This is a genomic window from Scandinavium manionii, assembly GCF_024764775.1.
In the GTDB taxonomy this organism is placed as follows: domain Bacteria; phylum Pseudomonadota; class Gammaproteobacteria; order Enterobacterales; family Enterobacteriaceae; genus Scandinavium; species Scandinavium manionii.
This window is the reverse complement of the sequence record NZ_JALIGC010000033.1, coordinates 86,647-111,050: the sequence shown is the minus strand read 5'-3', so window position 1 is coordinate 111,050 and position 24,404 is coordinate 86,647. Positions and strand designations below refer to the sequence as shown.

Here is a 24,404-nt window from a genome sequence, read left to right as displayed (position 1 = left end):
TAATGGTAAAACGTTATCATACATGCACGTAAATCGATGGATTTATAAGAGCTATGAATGCTTTTTTTCTCCACTGATGACCGGATGACCCGTCATCGACAGCGTGGTTGACTTCGCGTTATGCACCAGACGTGCCTGCGATCCGAGCGGCAGCGTCACCGTGCGCTGCTCGTGACCAAAATCAAGCCCGCTGATAACCGGGATAGCTAACCGCGATTGCAGATAATCGATCATCACCGGCAAATCGTAACCCGCATCGTAGTCGTTTGGTTCCGCGCCGCTAAAGCTGCCGAGCACAATTGCCCGCTGACGGCCTAAAATACCCGCATGGAACAGTTGCAGGAGCATACGCTCCACGCGGAACGGGTGTTCGTTAATGTCTTCCAGCACCAGAATGCCGTCGTCAATTTGCGGCATCCACGGGGTGCCGATGAGCGACACCAGCATCGCCAGATTACCGCCCCACAGCGTGCCGTTCACGTCGCAGGCCCGGCCATTACCCTGCCATTCCACAGAGAATGCGCCGTTTCGCAGCGCGCGCCAGTAGTGCTCGAGGGTAAATTCATTGAGCGTTTCAGCGCCGAAATTACCCGCCAGCATGGGCCCGCTGAAGGTGATAACGCCTTCGCACAGCAGCGCCATCTGAATGGCGGTGAAATCGCTATGGCCACAAATCAGCAGCGGATCATTTTGCTGGCGTAATGCGATGGCTTTCCAGTCAATCATGTCCAGTAAACGGTTCGCGCCATAGCCGCCGCGCACCGCTAAAACGAGGTTATCGCGACCAGAAAGTGTCGCCAGCGCATTGATATCGCCCGCGCGTTCCGCTTCCGTACCGGCAAAACGCTGCTGGCGACGCGTGAGAATGCGCTGATTATTGACCTGGTATCCAGCCTCCTCCAGGCGCGCAATCCCGCGGGTGGCGGCCTGTTGGTTAATGCAATAGCCCGAGGGAGCAATCAGATGAAACAGAGTCATGGCAATTCCTTGCAGAGAATGAAACAGTTATCATGCCGCCTGAACATCGCGTTGTCATTAGCGCAGCACACTTCATTGAAAAGGATAGAAGCGTGAAATTGAGATGGTTTGTTGTTTTGTTTGTCTTGCTTGCCGGATGTAGTTCAAAACCGAAAAACGATTACCGCAATCCGCCGTACAACCCGACGGTACCCGTTCAGCGGGCGATGCAGTGGATGCCAATCAGCCAGAAGGCCGGTGCGGCGTGGGGACTCGACCCTAAATTCATCACTGCCATTATCGCGGTTGAATCAGGCGGTAATCCGAATGTGGTCAGTAAATCTGGCGCAGTGGGGCTGATGCAGCTCAAACCTTCCACCGCCGGGCGTGAAGTGTATCGCTATATGGGCTGGAAGGGTGATCCGTCGGTCAGCGAGCTGAAAAACCCAGAACGTAACATCTCGATGGGTACCGCGTACTTCAGCATCCTGGAGCACGGTGTGCTGGCGGGCATTGAGGATCCGCAAGTGATGCAGTATGCGCTGGTTACCTCCTACGTTAACGGCGCGGGCGCGCTGCTGCGAACCTTCTCCTCGGACCGTAAAACGGCGATCAGGAAAATTAACGGCATGGATAAGGATGAGTTCTTCGATTATATCGTCGAGAATCACCCTTCATCCCAAGCGCCGCGCTATATCTGGAAAGTGCAGAAAGCGATGGACGCGATAGACTAACGCACTTTATTCGCGCGTTCGCGAGCCTCACGCTCCAGAGAGAAGATAATTCGCTGGAGCGTGCGCTCAATCGCCGGACTGACGTTGAGAAAACGAAAGCTCAGGCGCGGTGTGCTGATCGTCTCATTCTTGCCGTCCACCACCTTGCGCTCGCTCAGTGAAAGCAGCTGCGCGTCGAAATGAAATTTCCCCCATTCCCCCATATCCAGCTCCATCTGCGGGAGCATCACCCCAGATTTCAGGGCTGCAGGCGGTGCGCCATCCAGCAATGCGCCCATTCCGCCGAGTGACAAATCACACAAACGAAAACGCACTTCGCTGTTATCCGGCAGTTTCGCCTTGCAGTAATACACCGGATGAAGCGGGGCGGTAATGCGGAAAAATTCGCGACGCTGCACAAACCACAGCGACGGCGGCACGGGCATCGTAAAGGCGGGTAAATCGAGGAACTGGCCGGGCGTTATCTTCGGCACCGTAAATTCGATTTTCGCCCCTTGAGTTTCGGCGGAGAGAGTAATGTTTTCCGCACGCTGAACGGCACGGTTTTCATATTCCTGACTGCCGTAATCGATAATCAGCGCCTGAGATGAGATATCGAGAATACGGGTAATAAATTGCGACGTACCCCACGAGACACGCAAGGGTACATGGTCGCGGTGTAAATCGCGAAGAACGTTTAACACTGCCAGTGGATTTTGTTTAAGGAATTGCTCATTGTAATGACTCACGCCTGGTAGCTCCTTATCGACAGAGATTCGATAAACTATCGGCAGCGCGAAACATAACTTAATACAAACGGGTGAAAATTTTTTAACAGATAAAATTTTTAGTTGAATCCCTTCTTTTTGGGAATGTTTACCTATACTTAATGGAACCAAAGCACACAATAGTCGTGTTTAAATTGTGGATATTTTGCTTATTTTGGAGGATGGTTAAAATGGGTATTCTGACCTGGATTATTTTTGGACTGATTGCGGGTGTTATTGCGAAACTGATTATGCCGGGTCGTGACGGCGGCGGTTTTATTCTCACCTGTATTCTGGGGATCGTCGGTGCCGTGGTTGGCGGCTGGCTGGCTACCATGTTTGGTATCGGCAGTGTTTCCGGCTTTAATATGCACAGTTTCCTGGTGGCGGTTGTGGGTGCCATCGTGGTGCTGGTGGTATTCAGATTACTGCGTCGCAACGCATAAATATGACTGCCCGGCGGCGCACGCTTGCCGGGCCTGTTTTTAAACGATAGGCCCGGTCAGCGAAGCGCCACCGGGCGTTTTTCTAACTACGTATCAGAAATCATACCCGACGGTCGCAATCACTGAACGCTCAGCGCCCCAGTAGCAGTTGTTGGTGCCGTAGCAGCCAGAAACATACTCTCTGTCGGTCAGGTTATTCGCATTAACCTGCAAATACGCGCCTTTCAGCGCTGATGTCCAGGCCCCCAGATCCGCACGGATCATCGCATCCAGCAGCGTCGTCGACGGCAGACGTTCGGTATTCGCGTCATCGGCCCACTGTTTGCCGATATAACGTACGCCCGCGCCCGCGCTAATCCCGTAATCAAACTTATAGTGTGCCCAGAACGATGCCATCTGATCCGGCGTCAACTGCGGCGTATTGTCGTCGGTGCCGTCTCTGGTATCAGCAAAGCGCAGGCGGTTCCATGTGTACCCGGCGATGGTGCTCAGGCGCGGCGTCAGCTGATTGCGTGCTTCCAGTTCAACCCCCTGCGAATGCACTTTCCCGGCGGGAAGGAAGGTGGCAGTGGCGATATTGGTATCACGCGTGGCCACGTCTTTTTGCGTCAGATCGTACATCGCGATGCTGTACATGTCCGCCGTGCCCGGTGGCTGGAATTTCAGCCCGGCTTCGTACTGCTCGGCGGTAGTCGGTTTCAGCAACTGACCGTCCGGGCCTGCCAGCATGGCAGGGGTAATCGCCTGGCTGTAGCTGATGTACGGCGACAGACCGTTTTCAAAGGCGTACAGCAAGGACGCGCGGCTGCTGATGTGGTCATCGGAACGACGCGAAGAGGTGCCAAATGTATCGCTCACCTGCTCGGAAACAATGCGGTCATAGCGCGCGGAGAGATCCGCATGCCAGCGGTTCCACACCATTTCATCCTGCAAATACAGGCCGGCCTGATAATAGCGGCGATTGTTATAGTCGCTGTAGGTCAGGGTATGTCCGTTTTGCGCGGTATAGCCACTCCATGGGTCGAGCGGAGACGCACCGCCTGCGAGGCTCCACAGGTCATTGCGGAAGCGGTGATATTCACCGCCCAACACCACGGTGTGCGACACGTCGCCGGTGTTGAAATCCGCCTTAATGCGGTTATCGGTCGACCAGCCATCGAGCGAACCGGTTGAACCGCTATAGCCGCGGGCCAGCATATCGCTGTCGCCAACCCAACCCACCTGATAAACCTGGTCGAGGTTTACGTCGGAATGGGTATAGCTGCCGCTTGAATATACGGACCAAATATCATTGAACTGGTGATTAAATTCGTAGCTGTAAATCTGCTCGCGGCGCTGGTAGCCGTCGCTCGGATCACCTTCATTGGTGTGGTTGCTGAGTTTGCGACCATTGTGCTCATAGCGGGTGCCATCCAGCGGCAGCGAGCCGTGATAGCCACCCGACGGATCTTTTTGCAGATACGCGCGCAGCAACAGGCTGGTGTCAGAATCTGGCTGCCAAAGCAGCGACGGGGAAATCGCGTAACGCTCTTCGCGGGTGTTATCGACCTGGGTATCGGTGTTACGGGTGATACCAATCACGCGATACGCCCACTGATCGTTAATTGCGTCGGTGTAATCGAACGCGGCGCCTTTAGTGCCCTGGGTGCCGCCGAACGCCTGAATGTGGCCTTCGGAGGCAAACTGTGGACGCTTGGAGGTCAGATTAACCAACCCGCCGGGTACGCTTTGGCCGTAGAGCGCGGAAGAGGGGCCTTTGATCACATCAATACGGTCGAGGAACCACGGGTCAATTTGAATGACGTTGTGACTGCCGCCGTCGCTCATCAGGCGCATGCCGTCGAGGAAGATGTTGTCCACGTCACCGCCGTGGTATCCACGCAGGGAAATGGCGTCGAAGCGCGTTGCCGAGCCACCAAAGGTGCTGTACACGCCCGGCGTATAACTCAGCGCCTGGCTGACGTTGGTCGCACCCTGATCTTCCATCTGCTGACGGGTTACAACGGACACCGACTGGGCGGTCGTGATCAACGGCTGATCGGTTTTGGTGGCACCGGTTGAGGATTTAACCGTATAGCCCTGGGTCGGTGCGGACGCGGATTCAGCTGGCTGAGCGGTAACTACCACCGTTTCTTCCGCGAAAGAGGTGCAGGGAAACGCCAGCGCCAGGGCGCAAAGTGCTGACGAGCGTTTGAGGCGCAGTGTGTTATTCATCGCATAATCCTAAAAAACCCGGCCTGGCACTCCTGTGCGCCACCGTGTCAAAACGTGCGAAAATGTCATTTTTCGTAAAAAGAATACGAATTATTATTGTTTGCGTTAATTGAGGCAAGCGAAGAAATGTCAAAGCCGCTGCCGGAAATCCACGGCTTTATTACGGTTACCAACTGGAAAGCAGAGCGGGAAGGGGGTTGCGGATGATGCGAGAAAAAAGCCTGCTACCAAAACGGGTAGCAGGTTGACGGGCGATTATTGCGTTTTTTCAGCCGGAGCGGCTGGGGGTGGGTTTGTCGCAGGTGCGGTAGACGCCGACGGCGTGGTCGATTTCACCGGTGCCACGACGGGCGCTGTCGCTGCGGGCCGTGTTGTTGGCACGTTGTCGCACGGTTTTTCTTTCGGGCAGATCAAATCGAGCATTTTCAACGTCACGCCGTTACTCCAGCCGAAACCATCCTGCAGTGGATATTCCCCCCCGCCGCCGCCCGTGCCGGTGGACGTGATGTCATATTTCTCCACCAGCTTTTGCTGACGGTCGTAGGTGTGCTGCACGTTGGTCAGGAATCGCCAGGAAACGTCCATCGCGATTTTGTCCTTGCCGTAGTTTTGTAGCCCTTCGGTGGCAACCCATTGCAGCGGTGCCCAGCCATTCGGGGAATCCCACTGCTGACCACTGTTGACGGTGGTGGTCGCAATGCCGCCTGCTTTCAGCAACCGCGATTCCGTTGCCGTCGCCATTTTTGCCGCTCTGTCGTTTGAGGCGGCGTTAACGTACAGCGGGAACAGCGCGGCGGCGGTCAGCTGATTACGCACTTTGTGTGTTTTCAGGTCGTAATCGGCGTACCAGCCCTCTTTGTCGTTCCACAGATAATGCTCCATCGCCTTCTGGCGGTCACTTGCCAGCGTATCGTAACGGGTGGCTTTGGCGTCATCCCCCGCAGCCTTACTGGCGCTCGCGATGATTTTCTCCATCTTGAACATCAATGCGTTAAGGTCGACCGGCACAATGCTGGTGGTACGAATGGTGCTGAGTTTTTGCGGGTCATCCATCCAGCGTGAGCTGAAATCCCACCCGGACGCGGCGGCAGAACGCAGGTCGCGGTAAATTTCCGTCGCCGGGCGATTCGGATTACTTTTGGCGGTATTCACATCGTCGAGCCACGATTCCGGGCGCGGCGTGTCTTTGTCATCCCAATAGCGGTTGAGCAGCGCGCCGTCACTGAGTTTGACCACGCGTTTATTGGCCTCGCCGTTTTGCAGCGCGTCCTGACCGTCCATCCAGTAGGCGTGCTCTTTCTCCATCTGCGGCAGGTATTTTTTCAGCGCGTCGCTGTCGTGTTTCGCCAGCAGTTCCACCATCAGCGAGAAGAACGGTGGCTGCGAACGGCTCAGATAATAGGTTCGGTTGCCGTTAGGAATATGGCCCCAGGTGTCAATTTCATAGGCGAAGTTGGCGACCATATCCTCGATTTTGTCCCAGTGACCGCTCTCCGCCAGGCCCAGCATCGTGAAATAGCTGTCCCAGTAATACACTTCGCGAAAGCGACCGCCGGGCACGACATACGGTTTCGGCAATGGCAGCAGGGAATCCCACTTCGCGGCGCTGTCAGTGGTACGCGTCAGCACCGGCCACAGGCCGTCGATATGCTCACGCAGGCTCTGGCCCGCAGGCGGCACGTATTTATCTTGTTCCTTCGGCAGAGAGAAATTCACTTCTACAAAATGGCGCAGGTCAAAGCTCGACTGATTGCGCTGCATCCGGTAGTCCGCAAGGATCATCAGCGGGTCACCCTTAGGTACCGCATCGGCAAACGTTTTTTGATCCGGGAACAGCTTCGCGCTTTGCACATCATTAAACAGCGGACCCAATAAAATATCTGGCGGCTGTGGTGTGGCGGCGAGGGCGTCATCCGCCTGGGCCGAGGTCAGACTCAGCGAGAGTAGGGCGCCACCGAGGGCGAGTTGCAGGGCGAGGTAAAGCGTATCAGGGCGGCGCAAAGCGGGTTTTCTCATCGTTGATTCTCCTTTTAGTTGCGCAAATTCCGCTGTTTACAACCATAGACGAATATAGGGCCCGGCGTGTGTCAGGGTTAACGTTTAGTGCATTTCCGGAAAAATTACCGTTGCGTCAGGGGATATTTTTTTTATGCAATGTGTGAGATGACATACCCCGAATCCCCTCTGGCTGACAGTCCGCTTGATGCTCTGGCACTCTCAAGAAGGTCATTGTTTGCTCATTTTTTATACTCCCCTGACGTGTCTACTCACGCTCGAACGTAAAGGGATGACAGAATATGACCGCATATGTACAACGGGGAGATGAAGCCACACCCGGGTTATCAAAAATTGTTTTTGGCATGCCCATTAAACTTTTTTGGGGGTATATCGCCATTGCCATATTTATGACTGGCGATGGCGTCGAGTTAGCGTTCTTATCGAAATACATTATTGATATCGGCTTTACAGTTTCACAAAGCGCAATGATATTCACGGTGTATGCCGTGACGGCGGCAATCGCAAGCTGGTTGTCGGGGGGGATCAGTGAAATATACGGGCCACGTAAAATCATGGCGCTCGGCGTGGTCTGGTGGGTGGTATTTCATATCCTGTTTATACATTTTGGCCTTGCCGCAAAAAACTATCCGCTTATTCTGCTGTTCTACGCACTGCGCGGCTTCGCCTATCCCTTATTCTTCTATGCGTTTTATGTGCTGGTGGTGCAAAGAACGCCCTCACATCGGCTGGCGTCGGCGACCGGCTGGATATGGTCAATGTTCACTATCGGCTACGGAATTATTGCTTCCTTTCTGCCGAGTGTGACTATTCCCCTGATTGGCTTTATCGCGACCTTATGGATGTCGCTGGGGTGGGTGATTATTGGCGGTGCGCTGGCGATTTTCACCTTAAAAGATCTTGGGGCTGAAAACAAAGCTGCGATTCCGATGGCGGATAAACTGCTCGAAATCAGCCGGGGCATCACCCTGATTTTTGAGGACAGAAGTATCTTCCTGGCGCTGGTGATTCGAATATTATGCAACCTGGCGCTGTTTGGTTTTCCGATATTTATGCCGCTGCATTATACCTCTCAGGCGGTGGGTTTTACGCCGGAACAATGGATGCGAATATGGGGGATTTTCTTCCTCGTTCAGCCAGTGACTAACGTGCTGTGGGGGATTATTGGCGACCGGATTGGCTGGTTATTCCAGATGCGCTGGGTCGGTTTCTTTGGCTGTACCGTCACCACGTTGTTGTTTTATTTCATGCCACTCTGGTTCCCGGGCAATATCGGTGTCGCGATATTCTTCGCCTTACTACTGGCCTTCACTATCACCTCCTTTGTGCCAATGGGGGCGATTTTCCCGATGCTGGCGCCTAACCACAAAGGGGCTGCCATCTCGGTACAAAATCTCGGCGGCGGCATTGGCAATTTCATCGGGCCCGCGATTGCCACGGTGCTGTTCAGCGCCTCATTCGATTTTAAAACCGTCGTTATCTGTTATTCCGCACTCTATTTCCTGGGCGGGGTGCTGACCTGGTTTATTCGCAACCCACAGCCGGAATCGGTTCCGGCAGGGACTAAGCAACACATCGTTTCACACTCTATGGAGGAGTAAAATGGACATCAATACATTCTTTGGCCTGAAAGGGAAAACCGCTCTGGTGACCGGAGCATCCGCAGGCATTGGCCTGGCAATTTGCGAATTACTGCATCAGCTCGGGGCTACGGTGGTGATGGTGGATAAAGACCCACAGGTGGGTTCCCAGGCGAGTCGGCTGCCCGGAAAGCATCTCGGCATTGTCGCCGATCTGTCAGATATCGCTGCGTTACCCGGGCTGGTACAGCAGGTGGTCGACCATTATGGGCGAATCGATATTCTGGTGAACAATGCCGGGATCGGGATCCTTGAAGCCGCCGCCGAGGTGAAAAAAGAGAGCTGGGATGCGACGTTACTCGTCAACCTGACGGCCCCGTATTTCCTCTCGCAGGCTGCAGGGGAATATATGGCCAGGCAAGGTTACGGGCGCATTGTGAATATCGCCTCGCAGGCCAGCGTGATTGCCCTGGAAAACCATGCCGCGTATTGCACCAGTAAAGCAGGCCTGGTGATTGCCTCGAAAGTGCTGGCCGCCGAATGGGGTAAATTCGGCATCACGGTAAACACGATTTCTCCGACGGTGGTGGAAACGGAGTTAGGTAAGCGCTACTGGCAAGGCGACCGCGCCACGGAGATGAAGGCCAAAATTCCCGCCGGGCGTTTCGCCATGCCAGACGAAATCGCGGCAGCCGTGGCCTGGCTGGTCAGTGAAAAAGCCGGAATGGTGACCGGGGAGAATCTGATCGTCGATGGCGGGTATACCATCGTTTAACCGCCAGGGAGCGGGCAAAAAAACGGAAGCCCATTTCAAGGGCTTCCGCACAGGTCACGTCAAATAGCGCAGATCACTCGAAAGTTCCCCGGACGCAGGCTTTGCCGTCCCGGACCATCTGTTTTCCTTTTGCCCATACCGCGCGGATCTGCAACTGGTCGTCGAGCAGCAACAGGTCAGCATCACAACCGGGCGCCAGACGGCCTTTATGCGCCAGGCCCAGGAATGTCGCCACGTTGTGGGTCAGCGGGCAGAGTGCTTGCTCAAGCGGCAGCTGATGGTCTTGCACCAGTGCCCGCAAGGTTTCCGCTAATGAGTCAAACCCTGCGACGCCAATCCCGGTCAGATTTCCCTGGTCATCAAATATTGGCTGGCTGCCGTTTCCGTCTGAGCTGAGGGTGAGGTGGGCCAGCGGCACGTTCGCTTGCAGCGCTCTCATGATCGCCTTCGCGGGATCGATGGGTGTCTCAATGCTGCTGGTAATGTCGATAAACCCGCCATCGCGGGCAAACTGTAATGCCGCGATAAACAGCGATTCGGCCCGGTTGATGTGGGTCGGAAGTAATTTGCTTATCGGCACATCGGCATGGCGCAGGATCTCCCGCAGCGGCTCAAGCTCGCGCGGGCTGTTACCCATATGGAACACGCTTATCCCGGCTTTGGCACCCAGTAAGCCTCCCACCCGCGCCTGCGCCGCCATTTGCGCCAGTTGTTCAATGGCAGGGGCCGATGAGCGATGATCGGAAACCGCGCATTTGACGCCAATCACTTTGTCAATCAGCGCCACGTCTCTGTCGACCGAACCAGTAATTGTCGGTGAGGGGAGCGAGTAGGCCCCGGTCAACATCCACGCGCTGATCCCTTCATTTTCCAGCGCCCGGGTTTTCGCCAGCAGCGACTCCGGGTGACGGGTAATGCCATCCGTCCCCAATAGCCCGACGACCGACGTGACCCCGGCTTCCACCAGCCGGGACAGCCGCACCTCCGGGGTGCGGGTATGCGGGCCTGCTTCGCCCCCACCGCCAATCAGATGTACGTGCTGGTCAATGAAGCCCGGACACAGGGAGCCGCCGTCGAGGTCGATGACCTCACAGCCCGGCAGAAGGGTTGCCGCGATGTGCGGGGCAATCGCCACGATTTTACCGCCCGCGACCAGCAGATCCTGACGGCCCAGGTTTTCCGGGGCATAAAGCTGCGCCTGTTTGAACAGCGTCAAACCGTAATCAGTGAAATCCATTTTTTACCTCAGACAATCAGTTGCATGACCCAGATAGAGAGCAGGGCACTCACAACACAGATAGTGATAATGTGCGGATAATATTTCGGTAATACGCCCGCGGTTCCCAGACAACGCCCGACGTTCTGCACCGGATTGCCCATCAGATAGATAGCGGGCAGCAGCACGGTGGCATCGTGACCATTTAAGGTGCCAGCCATGATCAGGCTGGCGCACACCCCAACGCCGCCGCCCATGCTCATGACGGAGGCCAGCAGCACGGTTGCCGCTTCGCCGGGTAAGCCCCAGAGAGCCATGATCGGTTCGCAGACCTTACCGACTACCTCCAGCAATCCGGTGACTTTCAGGGCCTGGATTATCACGAACGCCATCACCACATTGGGTAACAGACTGGTGGTGGCGATAGTGAAGCCTCTTCTGGCCCCGTCCGTAAACAGGTCCATGACATTTTTATGCGTTTGCGTTGTCATTATCTGATCCTTTTAATGCACGATTTTCAATATATGCAATCCACAGACGCAGCATATTTGCGCCGACAAATTTAAACACCAGCACCACCGCCAGCGGCATGATGACGGGGACCGAAAGAAATGCAAAAAGGGCGGCCCCGGATGAGAAATAATTCGTCAGCAATGCGCTACCGCTGGTCTGGAACATGGCAAACACCGCGCGTTCCTGCTCATTAATTACGCCCTCAGCGGCCAGCTCTTTAGTCATCCCGGCGGCAGCATCGGTGTTTTGTAAGTTGGCAATCAGTGCCAGAGAGCATATCCCGGGGATCCCGAGCAGCGGGCGAAGAATTGGCGTCATCAGTTGCTGTGCGGCGCGCAATCCCCCTAATCCTTCGGTAATAGAGATAATCCCTAAAGAAAGGATCACCGACGGGGCTAATTCCAGGGCAAACAGAAAGCCATCTTTTGCCCCGGTACCACCGGTCCCGCGAAATGACACTACCGTGTCGCCGGCGGTATTAACCTGACCAAATGATCCATTCAGTACGGTGAAATCAAAAACGCGCCACCATTCGGTACTTTTGCCAAACAAACCTGAAAAGAAAATAATCGTAATGAAAAAAGATAAATAACCAACCCATGTCACTTTGGGTTGTATAGGGGAAGTATGACCCATCATTGACCTCCTGTTGTCATTGTCGTGTGCAGAAATTATGGTTTCCCGGGCTCTCGAACATAAAACGAAATTTAAACAAAAGACAAGTGTTTATGGGGATATTTAAATTATAACTTTGGTTTATATTATTGATGCCGGATATTGCTCGGGGTGGATTATTTTCGATGATAGATCCTGATAAGTGTTCGGCTTTCCAGACACGATTAGTCTGCGAGCAGAAGGCTTCATACCCGGTTGCACTCTGCGAAGGCACTAAAACCGGACGGCTTATCCGGAGTAACCCCTTTCAGATCACATAAAGCAAAAAACATAAGAAACTAGCTAAAAAACATAATGGACCACCTTTCACTGGCTGTGCAAAAAATAGTGCCACATAAGAAACCGGTTACACAACGTAATACTGAAGGGGAGTTTTATCGTGGCAGGTGAAAAGTTATCCGTCAGAGAAAAAGTCGGCTATAGCCTCGGTGATGCCGCCAGTCATATCGTTTTCGATTCATCGGTCGCTATTCTTGCCTGGTATTATACCGATATTTATGGATTACCACCGGCAGTCATGGGCACCATGTTTTTATTAGTTAGAATATTAGATGCGATTACCGACCCGATAATGGGGGCCATTGCTGATGCGACCGCCACCCGCTGGGGACGCTTCAGGCCATGGCTGTTGGCTATCTGCATTCCCTTCGCCGTGAGCTGTGTACTGGTTTATTCTATTCCGAGTTTTTCAGACAGCGGAAAAGTCGTCTATGCGGTCGCGGCCTATATATTTATGACTTTGATGTACACCGCAATTAATATTCCCTACTGCTCATTAGGCGCAGCACTGACCACCGACCCGCAGGAAAGTCTGTCCCTGCAATCCTGGCGTTTTGCCATTACGCCAATAGGCGGCGCATTAGGCACCGCGTTAATTTTACCGCTGGCGGATTACCTTTATCCAGGCGACAGAGCGACCGGTGTTCAGGTGGCCATGGCGATATTTGGCGTCATTGGTTGCCTGATGTTCATCGTCTGTTTCATTACCACCAAAGAGCGTGTTCAGCCGATTAAAGAAGAGAATCTGAATATTGCCCGTGATGTGAAAATACTGTTCCGCAACGATCAGTGGCGGATACTGTCGGTATATAACTTCACGATGCTGGTGGCGGTGGTTATTCGCGGCGGGGCGGTGGTCTATTTCGTGAATAGTGTGCTGCGCGAAGGGGCGGATATCATCAGCTGGTTTATGCTCGGGGGCATGTTCGCCTCGATGTTTGGCTCGGTGTTAGCCAAACCGTTTGGCACCCGCTTCTGTAAAGTAAAACTCTCGTTCTGGATAAACCTTATCAATGCGGCATTGGGCGTGGTGTGCTTCATGCTGCCGATGAATTACTGGGTCATTCCGCTTTTCGCTCATATTCTCATTCAGCTGGTCCAGGGTGGGAATGCAGCCATTCAGTGGTCAATGATAACCGACGCCAACAACTACGGTGAATGGAAAACCCAACGCCGTATTACTGGCATGAACGTGGCAGCTAATATCTTTGTTATCAAGCTTGGCGTCGCGGTCGGCGGGGCGATTCTCGGTTGGGTGCTGGCGTATTATGGCTATGCTTCAAGCAGCCGGGTACAGTCGGCTGAAGCCCTGTACGGCATCGTTCTGCTGTTCTCAGTCATCCCATCGGTGTTCTATCTGTTGACCGCCATTGCCATCAGATACTACGGCCTCACTGAATCAAGGATGAACGCAATTGTGACTGACCTGAATCACGGCGTGTTTGCTGAGTCAGAGCGCGCAACAGAGACCTCTTCCGTCACGCCATAAGCCGTGATGTTCATCTGTTTAGCGTTTTTCTGTCATTAAAGCGTCATGCGCAGCGTTGTTAATAACCCACGGCGAAAACAAGCAACGTGGAACTCTTATGAACAACGCTCGCGCACTCTTTTCCCTGAACGATTATCCCGTTCAACCGCAGATTATTCACGCCCCACAGCGCAAAGTGCTGAGCGTGAAAAACGTATGCAAGTCGTACAACGCCCAGCAAAAGGTGCTGAACGACATCAATTTTGATCTTCATGCGGGTGAAATGGTGGGGATCGTCGGGCGTTCAGGCGCGGGGAAATCCACGCTACTGCACGTCCTCAACGGCACTCACTCGGCAACCTCGGGCGAACTGCTCAGCTATCCGGAAGTCGGTCTCCCGCGTGATGTTTCCGGCATCAGCGGACGCGCCCTCAATGAATGGCGCAGCGAATGCGGCATGATTTTCCAGGACTTCTGCCTGGTCCCGCGTCTCGATGTGCTGACCAACGTCTTGCTTGGTCGTCTGAGCCAGACCTCAACGTTCAAATCCCTGTTTAAAGTGTTCTCGGACGACGACCGCGCTCGTGCTATCGCGCTGCTCGAATGGATGAACATGCTGCCTCATGCGCTACAGCGCGCAGAAAATCTTTCCGGCGGCCAGATGCAGCGCGTGGCGATTTGCCGGGCGCTTATCCAGAATCCGTCGATTCTGCTGGCCGACGAGCCGGTGGCCTCGCTCGACCCGAAAAACACCCAGCGCATTATGACTGCCCTGCGTGAAGTCAGCGAGCAGGGCATCAGCGTGATGGTCAACCTGCACTCCATTGAACTGGTGAAAAATTACTGCACCCGCGTGATAGGCATCGCGCAGGGGCAAATCGTGTTTGACGGTCATCCGGACGACTTAAACCCGGATGTCCTGCAGCAACTTTATGGCGACGAAATCAGCCAGCTCCATTAATCCTCAACTCAAGACAACACGGGCAATGATAATGAATAAGCACATGACGAGCGCATTACGTTTTTCCGCGATGATGGCAGGGCTGCTGGTGGCATGGCAGGCCACGGCGGAGCAACCGAAAGAGCTGAATCTGGGTATTCTGGGCGGCCAAAACGCCACCCAGCAGATTGGCGATAACCAGTGCGTGAAGGATTTTCTCGACAAGGAACTGAGCGTCGATACCAAGCTGCGTAATTCCTCTGACTATTCTGGCGTTATCCAGGGCCTGTTGGGCGGTAAAGTGGACGTAGTGCTAAGCATGTCGCCATCGTCCTACGCCTCGATATACATCAACAACCCGAAAGCGGTCGATATCGTCGGTATCGCGGTGGACGATAAAGACCAGTCTCGCGGTTACCACTCGGTGGTTATCGTCAAGGCCGACAGCCCGTACAAAACCCTTGATGACCTGAAAGGCAAATCTTTCGGTATGGCTGACCCGGATTCAACCTCCGGTTTCCTGATCCCGAACCAGGCTTTCAAGAAGAAATTCGGCGGCACCACGGATGATAAATACAACAACTTCTTCTCGAGCGTCACCTTCTCAGGCGGCCACGAGCAGGACATTCTCGGCGTGCTGAACGGCCAGTTCGCAGGCGCAGTGACCTGGGCGTCGATGGTCGGTGACTACAACGACGGCTACACTGCCGGCGCGTTCAACCGCCTGATCCGCATGGATCACCCGGACCTGATGAAAGACATTCGCATCATCTGGCAGTCGCCGCTGATCCCCAATGGCCCAATCCTGGTAAGCAATAGTCTTCCGCCAGAATTCAAAACCAAAGTCGTCGAGGCGGTGAAGAAACTGGATAAAGAAGATCATGCATGCTTCATCAAAGCGATGGGCGGCACCCAGCACATCGGCCCGGCGACCGTGGCTGATTTCCAGCAGATTATCGACATGAAACGCGAACTGGTTAACGCCCGTTAACCAGACCTTTTCACTCCCCCGCGCAGCCTACGGGGGAGAGTCCATTGCGCGAGTGAACATGCAGAATACTGAATTTGAACGTTACTACCAGCAGGTGAAAATGCGTCAGACGCGCGACACGTTCACCTGGTCGGCGCTGCTGCTGGTGCTCTACATCGCGGCAGGACAAGCCGCCGAATTTAATCTCCTCACCATCTGGCACTCGCTGCCGAATTTCCTCGATTACATGCTCGAAACTGTACCGACGCTGCACGGCGGCGTGCTGTTTGGCGATGTGCACACCAAAGGGTCGCTGGCCTACTGGGGCTACCGCTTGCCGATTCAGCTGCCGCTAATCTGGGAAACACTACAGCTGGCGCTAGCTTCCACGCTGGTGGCGGTGGCGATAGCGACGATCCTCGCGTTTTTGGCGGCGCGAAATGCCTGGGCACCAGCAGGTTTACGCTTTGGCATCCGCGCGCTGGTGGCGTTTCTGCGCACGATGCCGGAGCTGGCGTGGGCGGTGATTTTCGTAATGGCCTTTGGGATTGGCGCGATTCCGGGCTTTCTGGCACTGACACTGCACACCATCGGCAGCCTGACCAAGCTGTTCTACGAAGCGATTGAAAGCGCGCAGGACAAACCGGTGCGCGGCCTGACCGCCTGTGGTGCCACGCCGATACAGCGGATGCGTTTCGCGCTGTGGCCGCAGGTTAAACCGATATTTCTTTCATACGGCTTCATGCGTCTTGAAATTAACTTCCGCTCGTCGACCATTCTTGGGCTGGTCGGCGCGGGCGGGATTGGTCAGGAGCTGATGACCAACATCAAACTCGACCGCTACGACCAGGTGAGCATGACCCTGCTACTGATTGTCATCGTGGTCTCGCTGCTGGATACATTGTCTGGCCGCCTGCGTCAGCGGGTGCTGGAGGGGGAAAAATGAACAATGGGCAAGCGGTGACCGACACCGAACATTACCGCGAAGCGCACCCGGCGCTATTTCGCGCCCAGGGTCGCTACCTGCTCCATCTGGCGATTGTGGCGCTGGCGGTAGGGCTGTATTACATCTGGTTCTTCATTCAGTTTGGTATCAGCTACGAACAGCTCACCACCGGGATGCAGCAGCTTGGGCGCTACTTCTTCCGCATGTTCGTCTGGCATGATTTTCTCAACTGGCCGTTTGGCTACTACTTCCGTCAGATTGGCATCACGCTGGCGATTGTCTTTTCCGGCACCATCACCGCCACGGTGATTGCGCTGCTGCTGTCGTTTCTTGCCGCGCGTAACGTCATGCGTGGCCCGGTAACAAGGTTTGTGGCGATGTTTATGCGTCGGCTGTTTGACCTGCTGCGCGGGATCGACATGGCTATCTGGGGCTTGATTTTCGTGCGCGCTGTCGGTCTTGGCCCGCTTGCCGGGGTACTGGCGATAATCATGCAGGACACCGGATTGCTTGGGCGTTTATATGCCGAAGGGCACGAGGCCGTGGAGCGTTCGCCGGGCCGCGGTCTGACGGCGGTTGGCGCCAACGGGCTGCAAAAACACCGCTTTGGCATCTTCACTCAATCGTTCCCAACGTTCCTCGCACTAAGCCTCTATCAGCTGGAATCCAACACCCGATCGGCGGCCGTACTAGGCTTCGTCGGCGCGGGCGGTATCGGACTGATTTACGCTGAAAACATGCGCCTGTGGAACTGGGACGTAGTGATGTTTATTACTCTGCTGTTGGTGGCAGTCGTGATGACCATGGATGCGCTGTCATCGTGGCTGCGCCGCCGTTATATTACTGGCGCGGTTATTCCGCTTTATAAAGCAGAGTGATCGTCGTTAAGCGCCGGGTGAACGCATAACGAATACATTTGCGCGGCCACATTTGAACACTTAATCCGCTGCCTGAAACGCCAGCCAGAATGGATCGCCTACGCGTTTTCCGACCTGGCTGGCGGCATCTCTTACGGCGATCCCTAGCCTGGCTATCAGGCTTTCGTTGAGTTCATCTCGTGGAATGGCGAGGCCGAAGCCATAACCCTGCCCGGTGGCAGGGTCGACGACCGCCGCCGAAATCCCCGCGGTATCCGAAATGTACTCCCCCCGCGATAGCGACCACCCGTACGATTTAATCTCTTCAATGCGAGCGGATAATTCGCTCAGCGAACGAGGGGCGTGGCCTCTGGCATCGTCAAAATGGTCCGGCAGAATAGCCAATAGTTCACTGCTTTTAAGTCCGGCCATGAGTGCACGGCCTGCGGCGCTGGACCATGCCGGGGCGCGGCTGCCAGGAGGCGTGTAAACCTGTAGCGACCGGGAGCCCGTACGCATATGGATAACCAGTGCGTCGGTATTATCCAGTACATTGATATAACCGGTATAACCCGACTGCCGCACCAGGCCCGCCAACGACTCCTCGAGCAGGGAAGAGGTTGAGTGTGCGGCCCGAAACTGCCATGACGCCTCCATTACCACATGCCCGGGTCGGTAGGCCCGGGTCATCACATCGCGTTCCAGAAAGCCATATTCCGCCATCATGCTCAAGGTTCTTGAAACAGAACTTTTGGGCAAATTCAGCTCGGTAGCGACATCCGTTACCGTCACATCGCGCTGCAAACGGGCAATTAGCAGTAAGACATCTCGCGCGTTGGCAAGTGTGCTCATTCTTTCATCCCTTAAAGGCGGGCAGTATCAACTGACATTCATGGTGCCCTGTGCTTGACAATTTAACAAGGGGGCAACATATTGGTGTTCTAAATATTACAACACAGTTCCATATTATGGAACAAATGTAAAAACAACAACAAAAACAAAGCCTGGCGATGTTCACCAGCAGGAGCCGCATCATGACCCATTCATCCTCCTCGATTGGGGGGCCCGTAGGCGTGGAAAATCCTCCCTACACGCATCCTAAAGCGCTTGCCCCTGCGAATTTTCTGCTGGTCAGTCTGTTAAGTCTCATTGGGGCGATTATTGGTATTCAGATGCTGGCAAGTCTGGGGATCACGCCCAGTACCTCGCTGATTGGTGCGCTTGCGGCCATGGCACTCTCTCGGATCCCACTCCCGGGGTTTCGCGGTTTCCGCTCGATACACGCGCAGAACCTGGCGCAGACCAGTATTTCGTCAGCGACCTTTGGTGCCGCAAACAGCCTGTTTCTGCCGATAGGCATCCCCTGGTTATTTGGGCTTCCGGAAATGGTGACGCCGATGTTAATCGGCGTCAGCCTGGCAATGCTGCTGGATGCCTGGCTGTTGTACCGCATGTTTGATACGCCGGTGTTCCCCGCAAGTCACCCCTGGCCGCCGGGGGTGGCAGCGGCTGAAGCAATCAAAGCAGGGGATAAAGGCGGGAAACAGGCCTGGACGTTACTGGGCGGATTATGCACCGGGGCAATCGGGGCGCTGCTGCATCTGCCAATGTCAGCATTTGGTGTGGCGCTGATTGGCGGTTTCGCTGCCATGGCGGCATTTGGCACGGGTCTGCTGGTCCGTGGCTACGCTCAGATCCTGACCGGAATTGATATCAACGCGCTGTACTTGCCGCATGGGATGATGATCGGTGCCGGGTTAATGGCGTTATTACAGGTTTCGCGGATTATTTACCGTCAGGGCGGACGCCAAACGGAGAAGCTGCCTGGCCGTCGTCTCGGGCAGGCATTCCGCGTCGGTGGACTGGGCTATCTGGCGATCATGCTGCTGCTGACGCTGGGTACCGGCCTGTATAGCCACATGTCGCCGCTAATGCTGGTGTGCTTCGTGCTGTATGGCGCTTTTGTTGCCTTCGTCCATGAAATTATCGTTGGCATCGCGGCCATGCACTCGGGCTGGTTTCCTGCCTTTGCCGTGGCGCTGATCACCTTGCTGATTGGCATGCTGCTCGGCTTTCCCCCGGAAGCTCTGGTAGTGCTTTCTGGCTTTTCCACGGCAACGGGACCGGCCTTTGCGGACATGGGTTTCGATTTAAAAGCCGGTTATCTGTTGCGGAAAGGGGAAAATGCGTCGCCTGAATTTGAACTGCAGGGCCGCCGCGAACAGCTAATTGCGGGCATGATCGGGTTTGTCGCCGCCATTATCGTGGTCGCGGTCAGCCATCGTTTCTATTTTTCAGCGCAGCAGTTTGCCCCCATCAATGCGGCCTATGTCGCCGCCATCAAAGCCGGGATCTCTGTCGATGCAGCACAAAATTTGGCGCTATGGGCCATCCCGGGAGCACTGCTTCAACTGCTGGGTGGGGCTAAGCGTCAGCTCGGCGTGCTGTTTGCCACAGGGTTATTGATAAGCAGCCCCGCAGCGGGCTGGATGGTTGCCGCTGGTGTGGTATTCCGCATCGTGGTGTCACGTCTGGCGGGTACCCGTTTACGCGAACAGATTGAAGTCTTCGCCGGGGGCGTGATTGCCGGGGATGCACTCCTGAATTTCTTTAGCGGCGCGATCGGCGCATTACGTAAATAACCTTTTCAGCACAGGGAACAGAACAATGAAACGTAAACTAACAACAGATGACATCCAGGCGGCTATTTGGGGCGGAGCTATTCTCGGCGGGGGTGGCGGTGGGCTGCTGGCGGCGGGAGAAAAGGCCGCGCAGCTGGCGCTCAGCGTGGGCGATGTCAATTTGTGGAGTGCGGATGAGTTTAACGCCGACGATTTGACCGCCACAGTGGCGCTGGTGGGGGCGCCAGCCGCGCCTGACCCTTGTCTTAAACCCGCTCATCTTATGCGCAGCATTGAATTACTGCGGAACGCGCTTCCGTCAGGGCAAACGCTGGTGGCACTCAATACCAATGAAAACGGTGCAGAAGCCACGGTTAATGGCTGGTTCCATGCGGCGATGTGCGGCCTGCCGCTGATCGACCTCGCCTGCAATGGGCGCGCACATCCCACCGGAACCATGGGGTCACTGGGGCTGCACGCCGACGCGAATTTCCGTTCGTATCAGGCGTGGGCTGGCGGTGCGGCAGAGCGCTACGTCGAAGGGGTATCACAAGGAGGGCTGGAACAGGTGGCCGGGATTGTCCGTCGGGCGTCCGTCGAAGCGGGAGGAATCGTCGCCGTGGCCCGTAACCCTGTCCCCGTGAGTTATGCCTGTCAGCACGGTGCGCCAGGGGCGATTAGCCAGGCCATCCGCGTGGGGCGCGCCTGGCTGGATCACGGCGTGGATGGCGTGCTGTCGCTACTGCAAGGGCGGGAAGTGGCGCGCGGGACGGTTTCCCGCTATCAGTGCGAGCAGCAAGGGGGGCTGGATGTGGGCTTCATAACGCTCAATGATGGGATGGAAACCACGCTGCGCTTTATTAATGAATACATGCTGATTGAGCAAAACAATCAACTCGGCGCGCGTTTCCCTGATTTGCTGATGACCTTCGATGGCGAGGGCAAGCCGGTCGTTTCTGCGCATGTTCGTGAAGGCATGGCCCTTCAGGTGGTCCGTATTCCTGCTGATCAGCTGTTACTGTCGCGCACGATGTTTATGCCAGAGCTGTATCGCCCGCTTGAAGCCCTGCTCAACTGCGAATTTGCACCTGCCAGCTAACTCAGTTCAATAGCGCAGAAGAGATAACCTCCCCGGGCGGGAAGCTGTCATTTCCCGTCCGAAAAACTCCCGCCGTGCCCCCCAGCAATGATATGATTACGCCCCTGTACGTCAGCCGCAGGCTGATACCGATATCTTTACCGGAATAATGACCGTGACCTCTTTTGCTGAATTAAACGCGCTTCCTGCAGAACAACTCGAGAATCTCAATGAGCTGGGCTATCTGACCATGACCCCGGTGCAGGCGGCAGCGTTACCGGCCATTCTTGCGGGGAAAGACGTCCGCGCTCAGGCAAAAACCGGCAGCGGAAAAACGGCGGCGTTTGGCCTGGGTCTGCTGCAACACATTGATGCCAGCCAGTTTATTACTCAGTCGCTGGTGCTGTGCCCAACGCGCGAGCTGGCCGACCAGGTCGCCAAAGAACTGCGTCGTCTGGCGCGCTACATGCCGAATATCAAAGTCCTGACCCTGTGCGGCGGCCTGCCGTTCAGCGTTCAGCGTGACTCCCTGATCCACGCCCCACATATCATTGTGGCTACGCCTGGCCGTCTGCTCGATCACCTGAAAAAAGAGACCGTCAGCCTCGAAGCCCTGCAAACGCTGGTGCTGGATGAAGCTGACCGCATGCTGGATATGGGCTTCGCCGAGGCTATCGACGACGTCATCAGTCACGCGCCGGCTAAGCGACAGACGCTGCTGTTCTCCGCCACCTGGCCGAGCGCGATTGCCGCCATCAGTACCCGTATTCAGCACGAGCCGCTGACGGTGGAAATTGGCACCGTCGACGAGCTGCCCGCCGTCGAACAGCAGTTCTACGAAGTGTCGCGCAACGGCAAAATCAGCCTGCTGCAAAAGCTGTTGAGCAAACATCAGCCTGCGTCTTGCGTGGTGTTCTGTAACACCAAAAAAGATTGCCAGGCGGTGTGCGACGCATTAAGCGAAAGCAACCAGAGCGTGCTGGCCCTGCACGGCGACATGGAACAGCGCGACCGCGATCAGACGCTGGTGCGTTTTGCCAACGGCAGCAGCCGTGTGCTGGTAGCGACTGACGTCGCCGCTCGCGGGCTGGACATCAAGGCGCTGGAAATGGTGATTAACTTTGAGCTGGCGTGGGACCCGGAAGTGCACGTGCACCGCATCGGTCGTACCGCGCGTGCCGGGCAGAGCGGGCTGGCGATCAGCTTCTGTGCGCCGGATGAAGGCCAGCGTGCCGCCGCGCTGGAAGAGATGCTGAATATGAAGGTGCACTGGCAACAGGCACCGACCAGCGTCACCATCACCCCGCTGGAAGCCACCATGGCGACGCTGTGCATCGATGGCGGTAAAAAAGCCAAAATGCGGCCGGGCGATATTCTTGGGGCATTGACCGGGGATATGGGTCTCGACGGTGCGGATATCGGCAAAATCGATATTCACCCGATCCACGCCTTTGTAGCAGTGAAACAGAGCGTGGCCCGCCATGCCTGGAAACAACTCCAGCAGGGCAAAATCAAAGGCAAGTCCGTGAAGGTACGGTTGCTGAAATAATTCGCGGTTCTGCTAAATCTTGTATTTATGTTTACCGGGCCTGGACAATTGCTTTGATTCCAGGCCCGGCGAACTTCTTCTATGACGCTGCATTTCGCAGAGCAGGAAGGTGACCTCTACAACGCTCACTCCCCACTCACGATTATTGGCTTTTCACAGCCTGAAATGTAATGGCATTATGCTTCGATCGGGGCACGCCAGTCATCTGCACCGGAAGTTCCCGCCGTGGTGTGCTCCCAGTTAATCTTACGGTAAGCCAGAGAGACGCGAACCAACTGCGTAAACTCCGCCTTGGTGGCGTCCTGGCAATGCGGCATTTTACAGTCGATATCGATAATAGTCGCATCTTCCAGTTTGGTGGTGAAGAAGTGCTCCTGCTTACCTTCAATGGAGGTGCGGTACCACTTCAGTTCTACCGTTGGCAGCATTTCACCTGATGCTAATGCGTTGTACAGCAACGGTACGGCTTTATTATACGCCACGGTAAAACGGAAAGGTTTATGGGCACGCTGGCCTGCGGGCTGACCCGATTGCGGGTCGGTTGGCACGGTGACAATATGCTCGAATTCCTGAACCAGCATTTCGTCTTCATGGCCTTGCACATAGATATTACCTACAGATTCAGCCGTAAATGCGCTGGCGGTAATATTACCCTGAGTTTTTCCTGTGATGGAAATATACGCGGGAGTTGGCATATTAGGTATCCTTCCTTTTAAGCTTTGTTTGATATGGAGCAATTTATGCGGACAAGTATCTTGCTCCGTTTGCTCTGCAGTCAGACCTGAAATCTGATAATGCCGGGGCACTATAAAGCGTTTTCTTAAGGTGTCCAAGTTACACGGAAAACATGAATATCCTTTTTTTGTACTTACGGTTTTTAAAATTATAATATCTGCAAAAATAGATTTTTATTCTGGAGTTTGGGACCACATCACAAGCTAAGGTTTCATCAATACATTATTGAGTTATTAAGTGATCTTCTAACTGTGTGTTTTTGAATGGTTAATTTGAATGGTGGTGATTTATTTTCGTGATCGCTGAAAAATGACTACCCGACCATGAAAAGAAGGTTCCCAATGTTTACGCAAAATAGGCGCGCTGGACTCTAATTCAGAAGTTTGTGAGGGTATGTTAACTGGCATTACTGTTGGGATAAGAATGCCTTCGTGCGGTGATGGTCCGGAATCGGATAGTATTGTGGCGTTATTCATTTATTATTAGGGGTTGAAGTAAAACTTCACGTTATCTGAAAGCGTATTCTTGTATCTGATACAGGAATGCTAATGCCAATCCCTTATTGATACAAAAAAGGACGACTTATGAGTAAGAGTAATCAGAGTAGTGTTGCTCCGAAAGAAAGGATAAATATCAAATATGTACCCAATACTGGCGACCAGGTCGCAGAAATTGAATTACCTCTAAATTTATTGGTAGTGGGCGATCTTAAAGGCGTTCGAGAAGATACCCCTATTGAAGAGCGTCAGGTTGTATCCATTAATAAAAGCAATTTCAACGCTGTGATGAACGAAGCCAATATCAGCCTGGCGTTCAATGTCTCTAACCACCTGGACGGCGACGGCAAAGAAGAGATGCCCATCACTCTAGCCGTTAATTCTCTTGATGACTTTTCCCCGGATAACGTGGCGAAGAAAGTGCCAGAACTAAAAAAAATCCTCGAACTGCGCGAAGCGTTGGTGGCCCTGAAAGGGCCGCTGGGCAATATTCCTGCGTTCCGTTCGCGTCTGCAGGATTTGTTAGGTAATGAAGCGTTGCGTGAGCAGTTGCTCAAAGAGTTGGACATGCTTAATCAAAAATAATTGTGCG

General features: G+C 54.6%; 22 protein-coding genes. 13 read left to right on the top strand and 9 right to left on the bottom strand.

Annotated elements, in window-relative coordinates; all coding sequences use genetic code 11:
* Positions 1–51 precede the first annotated feature (51 nt).
* A complete protein-coding gene (gene ldcA, locus MUU51_RS04455; protein WP_258967202.1) occupies positions 52–978 on the bottom strand; it encodes a muramoyltetrapeptide carboxypeptidase in 927 nt (308 codons plus the stop codon).
* Between the two features lie 92 nt (positions 979–1,070).
* On the opposite strand from ldcA, the gene emtA reads away from it, so the two are divergent.
* The gene (gene emtA / locus MUU51_RS04450; protein ID WP_159776037.1) at positions 1,071–1,691 is read left to right on the top strand and encodes a membrane-bound lytic murein transglycosylase EmtA; all 621 of its coding nucleotides are present in this window, start codon (positions 1,071–1,073) and stop codon (positions 1,689–1,691) included.
* On the opposite strand, the gene ycgR is transcribed toward emtA, so the two are convergent.
* Entirely contained in the window at positions 1,688–2,419 is a 732-nt protein-coding gene (gene ycgR / locus MUU51_RS04445; RefSeq protein WP_258967201.1) for a flagellar brake protein YcgR, read from the bottom strand. The genes emtA and ycgR overlap by 4 nt on opposite strands.
* Before the next feature lie 209 nt (positions 2,420–2,628).
* On the opposite strand from ycgR, the gene MUU51_RS04440 reads away from it, so the two are divergent.
* Positions 2,629–2,883: a GlsB/YeaQ/YmgE family stress response membrane protein gene (locus MUU51_RS04440; protein ID WP_159776033.1), complete on the top strand. Its 255-nt coding sequence runs from the start codon at positions 2,629–2,631 to the stop codon at positions 2,881–2,883.
* A gap of 93 nt (positions 2,884–2,976) precedes the next feature.
* Here MUU51_RS04440 and MUU51_RS04435 read toward each other — a convergent pair whose 3' ends face one another.
* Both MUU51_RS04435 and MUU51_RS04430 read right to left on the bottom strand, forming a co-directional pair.
* A complete protein-coding gene (locus MUU51_RS04435; protein WP_258967200.1) occupies positions 2,977–5,097 on the bottom strand; it encodes a TonB-dependent siderophore receptor in 2,121 nt (706 codons plus the stop codon).
* A 255-nt stretch (positions 5,098–5,352) separates the two neighbouring features.
* Positions 5,353–7,113, bottom strand: a complete 1,761-nt coding sequence (locus MUU51_RS04430) for an alpha,alpha-trehalase (RefSeq protein WP_258967199.1) — start codon at positions 7,111–7,113, stop codon at positions 5,353–5,355.
* A gap of 344 nt (positions 7,114–7,457) precedes the next feature.
* Between MUU51_RS04430 and MUU51_RS04425 the strand changes: the two genes are divergently transcribed.
* Both MUU51_RS04425 and MUU51_RS04420 read left to right on the top strand, forming a co-directional pair.
* On the top strand, positions 7,458–8,714 hold the full coding sequence (locus tag MUU51_RS04425) for an MFS transporter (RefSeq protein ID WP_235033719.1): 1,257 nt from the start codon (positions 7,458–7,460) through the stop codon (positions 8,712–8,714).
* Between the two features lies 1 nt (position 8,715).
* Positions 8,716–9,468, top strand: coding sequence for a GolD/DthD family dehydrogenase (locus tag MUU51_RS04420; protein ID WP_159776025.1), 753 nt, complete (start codon positions 8,716–8,718; stop codon positions 9,466–9,468).
* 73 nt (positions 9,469–9,541) lie between these two features.
* On the opposite strand, the gene iadA is transcribed toward MUU51_RS04420, so the two are convergent.
* Genes iadA through MUU51_RS04405 form a run of 3 tightly spaced genes read right to left on the bottom strand, consistent with a single transcriptional unit; the run spans position 9,542 to position 11,833 of the window.
* A complete protein-coding gene (gene iadA / locus MUU51_RS04415; RefSeq protein ID WP_258967198.1) occupies positions 9,542–10,705 on the bottom strand; it encodes a beta-aspartyl-peptidase in 1,164 nt (387 codons plus the stop codon).
* An 8-nt stretch (positions 10,706–10,713) separates the two neighbouring features.
* The gene (locus MUU51_RS04410; protein ID WP_258967197.1) at positions 10,714–11,175 is read right to left on the bottom strand and encodes a YjiG family protein; all 462 of its coding nucleotides are present in this window, start codon (positions 11,173–11,175) and stop codon (positions 10,714–10,716) included.
* The gene (locus MUU51_RS04405) at positions 11,156–11,833 is read right to left on the bottom strand and encodes a nucleoside recognition domain-containing protein (RefSeq protein WP_258967234.1); all 678 of its coding nucleotides are present in this window, start codon (positions 11,831–11,833) and stop codon (positions 11,156–11,158) included. The genes MUU51_RS04410 and MUU51_RS04405 overlap by 20 nt, the downstream gene beginning before the upstream one ends.
* 415 nt (positions 11,834–12,248) lie before the next feature.
* Here MUU51_RS04405 and MUU51_RS04400 point away from each other — a divergent pair, with 415 nt between their 5' ends.
* The 5 genes from MUU51_RS04400 (at position 12,249) to phnE (MUU51_RS04380) (ending at position 17,353) form a co-directional block, all read left to right on the top strand.
* Positions 12,249–13,640, top strand: coding sequence for a glycoside-pentoside-hexuronide (GPH):cation symporter (locus MUU51_RS04400; RefSeq protein WP_159776194.1), 1,392 nt, complete (start codon positions 12,249–12,251; stop codon positions 13,638–13,640).
* 97 nt (positions 13,641–13,737) lie between these two features.
* The gene (gene phnC / locus MUU51_RS04395) at positions 13,738–14,580 is read left to right on the top strand and encodes a phosphonate ABC transporter ATP-binding protein (RefSeq protein WP_159776018.1); all 843 of its coding nucleotides are present in this window, start codon (positions 13,738–13,740) and stop codon (positions 14,578–14,580) included.
* Between the two features lie 31 nt (positions 14,581–14,611).
* Positions 14,612–15,550: a phosphonate ABC transporter substrate-binding protein gene (gene phnD / locus MUU51_RS04390; protein WP_159776016.1), complete on the top strand. Its 939-nt coding sequence runs from the start codon at positions 14,612–14,614 to the stop codon at positions 15,548–15,550.
* 58 nt (positions 15,551–15,608) lie between these two features.
* A complete protein-coding gene (gene phnE / locus MUU51_RS04385) occupies positions 15,609–16,475 on the top strand; it encodes a phosphonate ABC transporter, permease protein PhnE (RefSeq protein ID WP_374684586.1) in 867 nt (288 codons plus the stop codon).
* A complete protein-coding gene (gene phnE / locus MUU51_RS04380; RefSeq protein WP_159776012.1) occupies positions 16,472–17,353 on the top strand; it encodes a phosphonate ABC transporter, permease protein PhnE in 882 nt (293 codons plus the stop codon). Before phnE (MUU51_RS04385) ends, phnE (MUU51_RS04380) begins: the two co-directional genes overlap by 4 nt.
* A gap of 60 nt (positions 17,354–17,413) precedes the next feature.
* On the opposite strand, the gene MUU51_RS04375 is transcribed toward phnE (MUU51_RS04380), so the two are convergent.
* The gene (locus MUU51_RS04375) at positions 17,414–18,184 is read right to left on the bottom strand and encodes an IclR family transcriptional regulator (protein ID WP_159776010.1); all 771 of its coding nucleotides are present in this window, start codon (positions 18,182–18,184) and stop codon (positions 17,414–17,416) included.
* Positions 18,185–18,366: 182 nt separating this feature from the next.
* On the opposite strand from MUU51_RS04375, the gene MUU51_RS04370 reads away from it, so the two are divergent.
* The 3 genes from MUU51_RS04370 (at position 18,367) to dbpA (ending at position 22,580) form a co-directional block, all read left to right on the top strand.
* Positions 18,367–19,974 (top strand): OPT/YSL family transporter, encoded by a 1,608-nt coding sequence (locus MUU51_RS04370; RefSeq protein WP_258967195.1) that lies wholly within the window; start codon positions 18,367–18,369, stop codon positions 19,972–19,974.
* A gap of 25 nt (positions 19,975–19,999) precedes the next feature.
* Positions 20,000–21,052, top strand: coding sequence for an S-methyl thiohydantoin desulfurase domain-containing protein (locus MUU51_RS04365; protein WP_258967194.1), 1,053 nt, complete (start codon positions 20,000–20,002; stop codon positions 21,050–21,052).
* 154 nt (positions 21,053–21,206) lie between these two features.
* Positions 21,207–22,580 carry an ATP-dependent RNA helicase DbpA gene (gene dbpA, locus MUU51_RS04360; RefSeq protein WP_258967233.1) on the top strand — a complete coding sequence of 458 codons (1,374 nt, stop codon included), beginning with the start codon at positions 21,207–21,209 and terminating at the stop codon, positions 22,578–22,580.
* Positions 22,581–22,756: 176 nt separating this feature from the next.
* On the opposite strand, the gene MUU51_RS04355 is transcribed toward dbpA, so the two are convergent.
* Positions 22,757–23,275, bottom strand: coding sequence for an Hcp family type VI secretion system effector (locus tag MUU51_RS04355; protein WP_159767453.1), 519 nt, complete (start codon positions 23,273–23,275; stop codon positions 22,757–22,759).
* 624 nt (positions 23,276–23,899) lie between these two features.
* Between MUU51_RS04355 and tssB the strand changes: the two genes are divergently transcribed.
* Positions 23,900–24,397, top strand: a complete 498-nt coding sequence (gene tssB, locus MUU51_RS04350; RefSeq protein ID WP_159767456.1) for a type VI secretion system contractile sheath small subunit — start codon at positions 23,900–23,902, stop codon at positions 24,395–24,397.
* The last annotated feature ends 7 nt before the right edge of the window (positions 24,398–24,404 follow it).

What these genes read in the sequence shown, in the direction of transcription:
- MUU51_RS04420 (WP_159776025.1), top strand. Translation starts at nt 8,716, where the DNA reads ATGGACATCAATACATTCTTTGGCCTGAAAGGGAAAACCGCTCTGGTG.
- tssB (WP_159767456.1), top strand. Translation starts at nt 23,900, where the DNA reads ATGAGTAAGAGTAATCAGAGTAGTGTTGCTCCGAAAGAAAGGATAAAT.
- MUU51_RS04435 (WP_258967200.1), bottom strand. Translation starts at nt 5,097, where the DNA reads ATGAATAACACACTGCGCCTCAAACGCTCGTCAGCACTTTGCGCCCTG.
- MUU51_RS04410 (WP_258967197.1), bottom strand. Translation starts at nt 11,175, where the DNA reads ATGACAACGCAAACGCATAAAAATGTCATGGACCTGTTTACGGACGGG.
- iadA (WP_258967198.1), bottom strand. Translation starts at nt 10,705, where the DNA reads ATGGATTTCACTGATTACGGTTTGACGCTGTTCAAACAGGCGCAGCTT.
- MUU51_RS04365 (WP_258967194.1), top strand. Translation starts at nt 20,000, where the DNA reads ATGAAACGTAAACTAACAACAGATGACATCCAGGCGGCTATTTGGGGC.
- phnC (WP_159776018.1), top strand. Translation starts at nt 13,738, where the DNA reads ATGAACAACGCTCGCGCACTCTTTTCCCTGAACGATTATCCCGTTCAA.
- MUU51_RS04405 (WP_258967234.1), bottom strand. Translation starts at nt 11,833, where the DNA reads ATGGGTCATACTTCCCCTATACAACCCAAAGTGACATGGGTTGGTTAT.
- ldcA (WP_258967202.1), bottom strand. Translation starts at nt 978, where the DNA reads ATGACTCTGTTTCATCTGATTGCTCCCTCGGGCTATTGCATTAACCAA.
- MUU51_RS04425 (WP_235033719.1), top strand. Translation starts at nt 7,458, where the DNA reads ATGCCCATTAAACTTTTTTGGGGGTATATCGCCATTGCCATATTTATG.
- phnD (WP_159776016.1), top strand. Translation starts at nt 14,612, where the DNA reads ATGAATAAGCACATGACGAGCGCATTACGTTTTTCCGCGATGATGGCA.
- MUU51_RS04430 (WP_258967199.1), bottom strand. Translation starts at nt 7,113, where the DNA reads ATGAGAAAACCCGCTTTGCGCCGCCCTGATACGCTTTACCTCGCCCTG.
- phnE (WP_159776012.1), top strand. Translation starts at nt 16,472, where the DNA reads ATGAACAATGGGCAAGCGGTGACCGACACCGAACATTACCGCGAAGCG.
- MUU51_RS04370 (WP_258967195.1), top strand. Translation starts at nt 18,367, where the DNA reads ATGACCCATTCATCCTCCTCGATTGGGGGGCCCGTAGGCGTGGAAAAT.
- MUU51_RS04375 (WP_159776010.1), bottom strand. Translation starts at nt 18,184, where the DNA reads ATGAGCACACTTGCCAACGCGCGAGATGTCTTACTGCTAATTGCCCGT.
- MUU51_RS04440 (WP_159776033.1), top strand. Translation starts at nt 2,629, where the DNA reads ATGGGTATTCTGACCTGGATTATTTTTGGACTGATTGCGGGTGTTATT.
- phnE (WP_374684586.1), top strand. Translation starts at nt 15,609, where the DNA reads ATGCAGAATACTGAATTTGAACGTTACTACCAGCAGGTGAAAATGCGT.
- MUU51_RS04355 (WP_159767453.1), bottom strand. Translation starts at nt 23,275, where the DNA reads ATGCCAACTCCCGCGTATATTTCCATCACAGGAAAAACTCAGGGTAAT.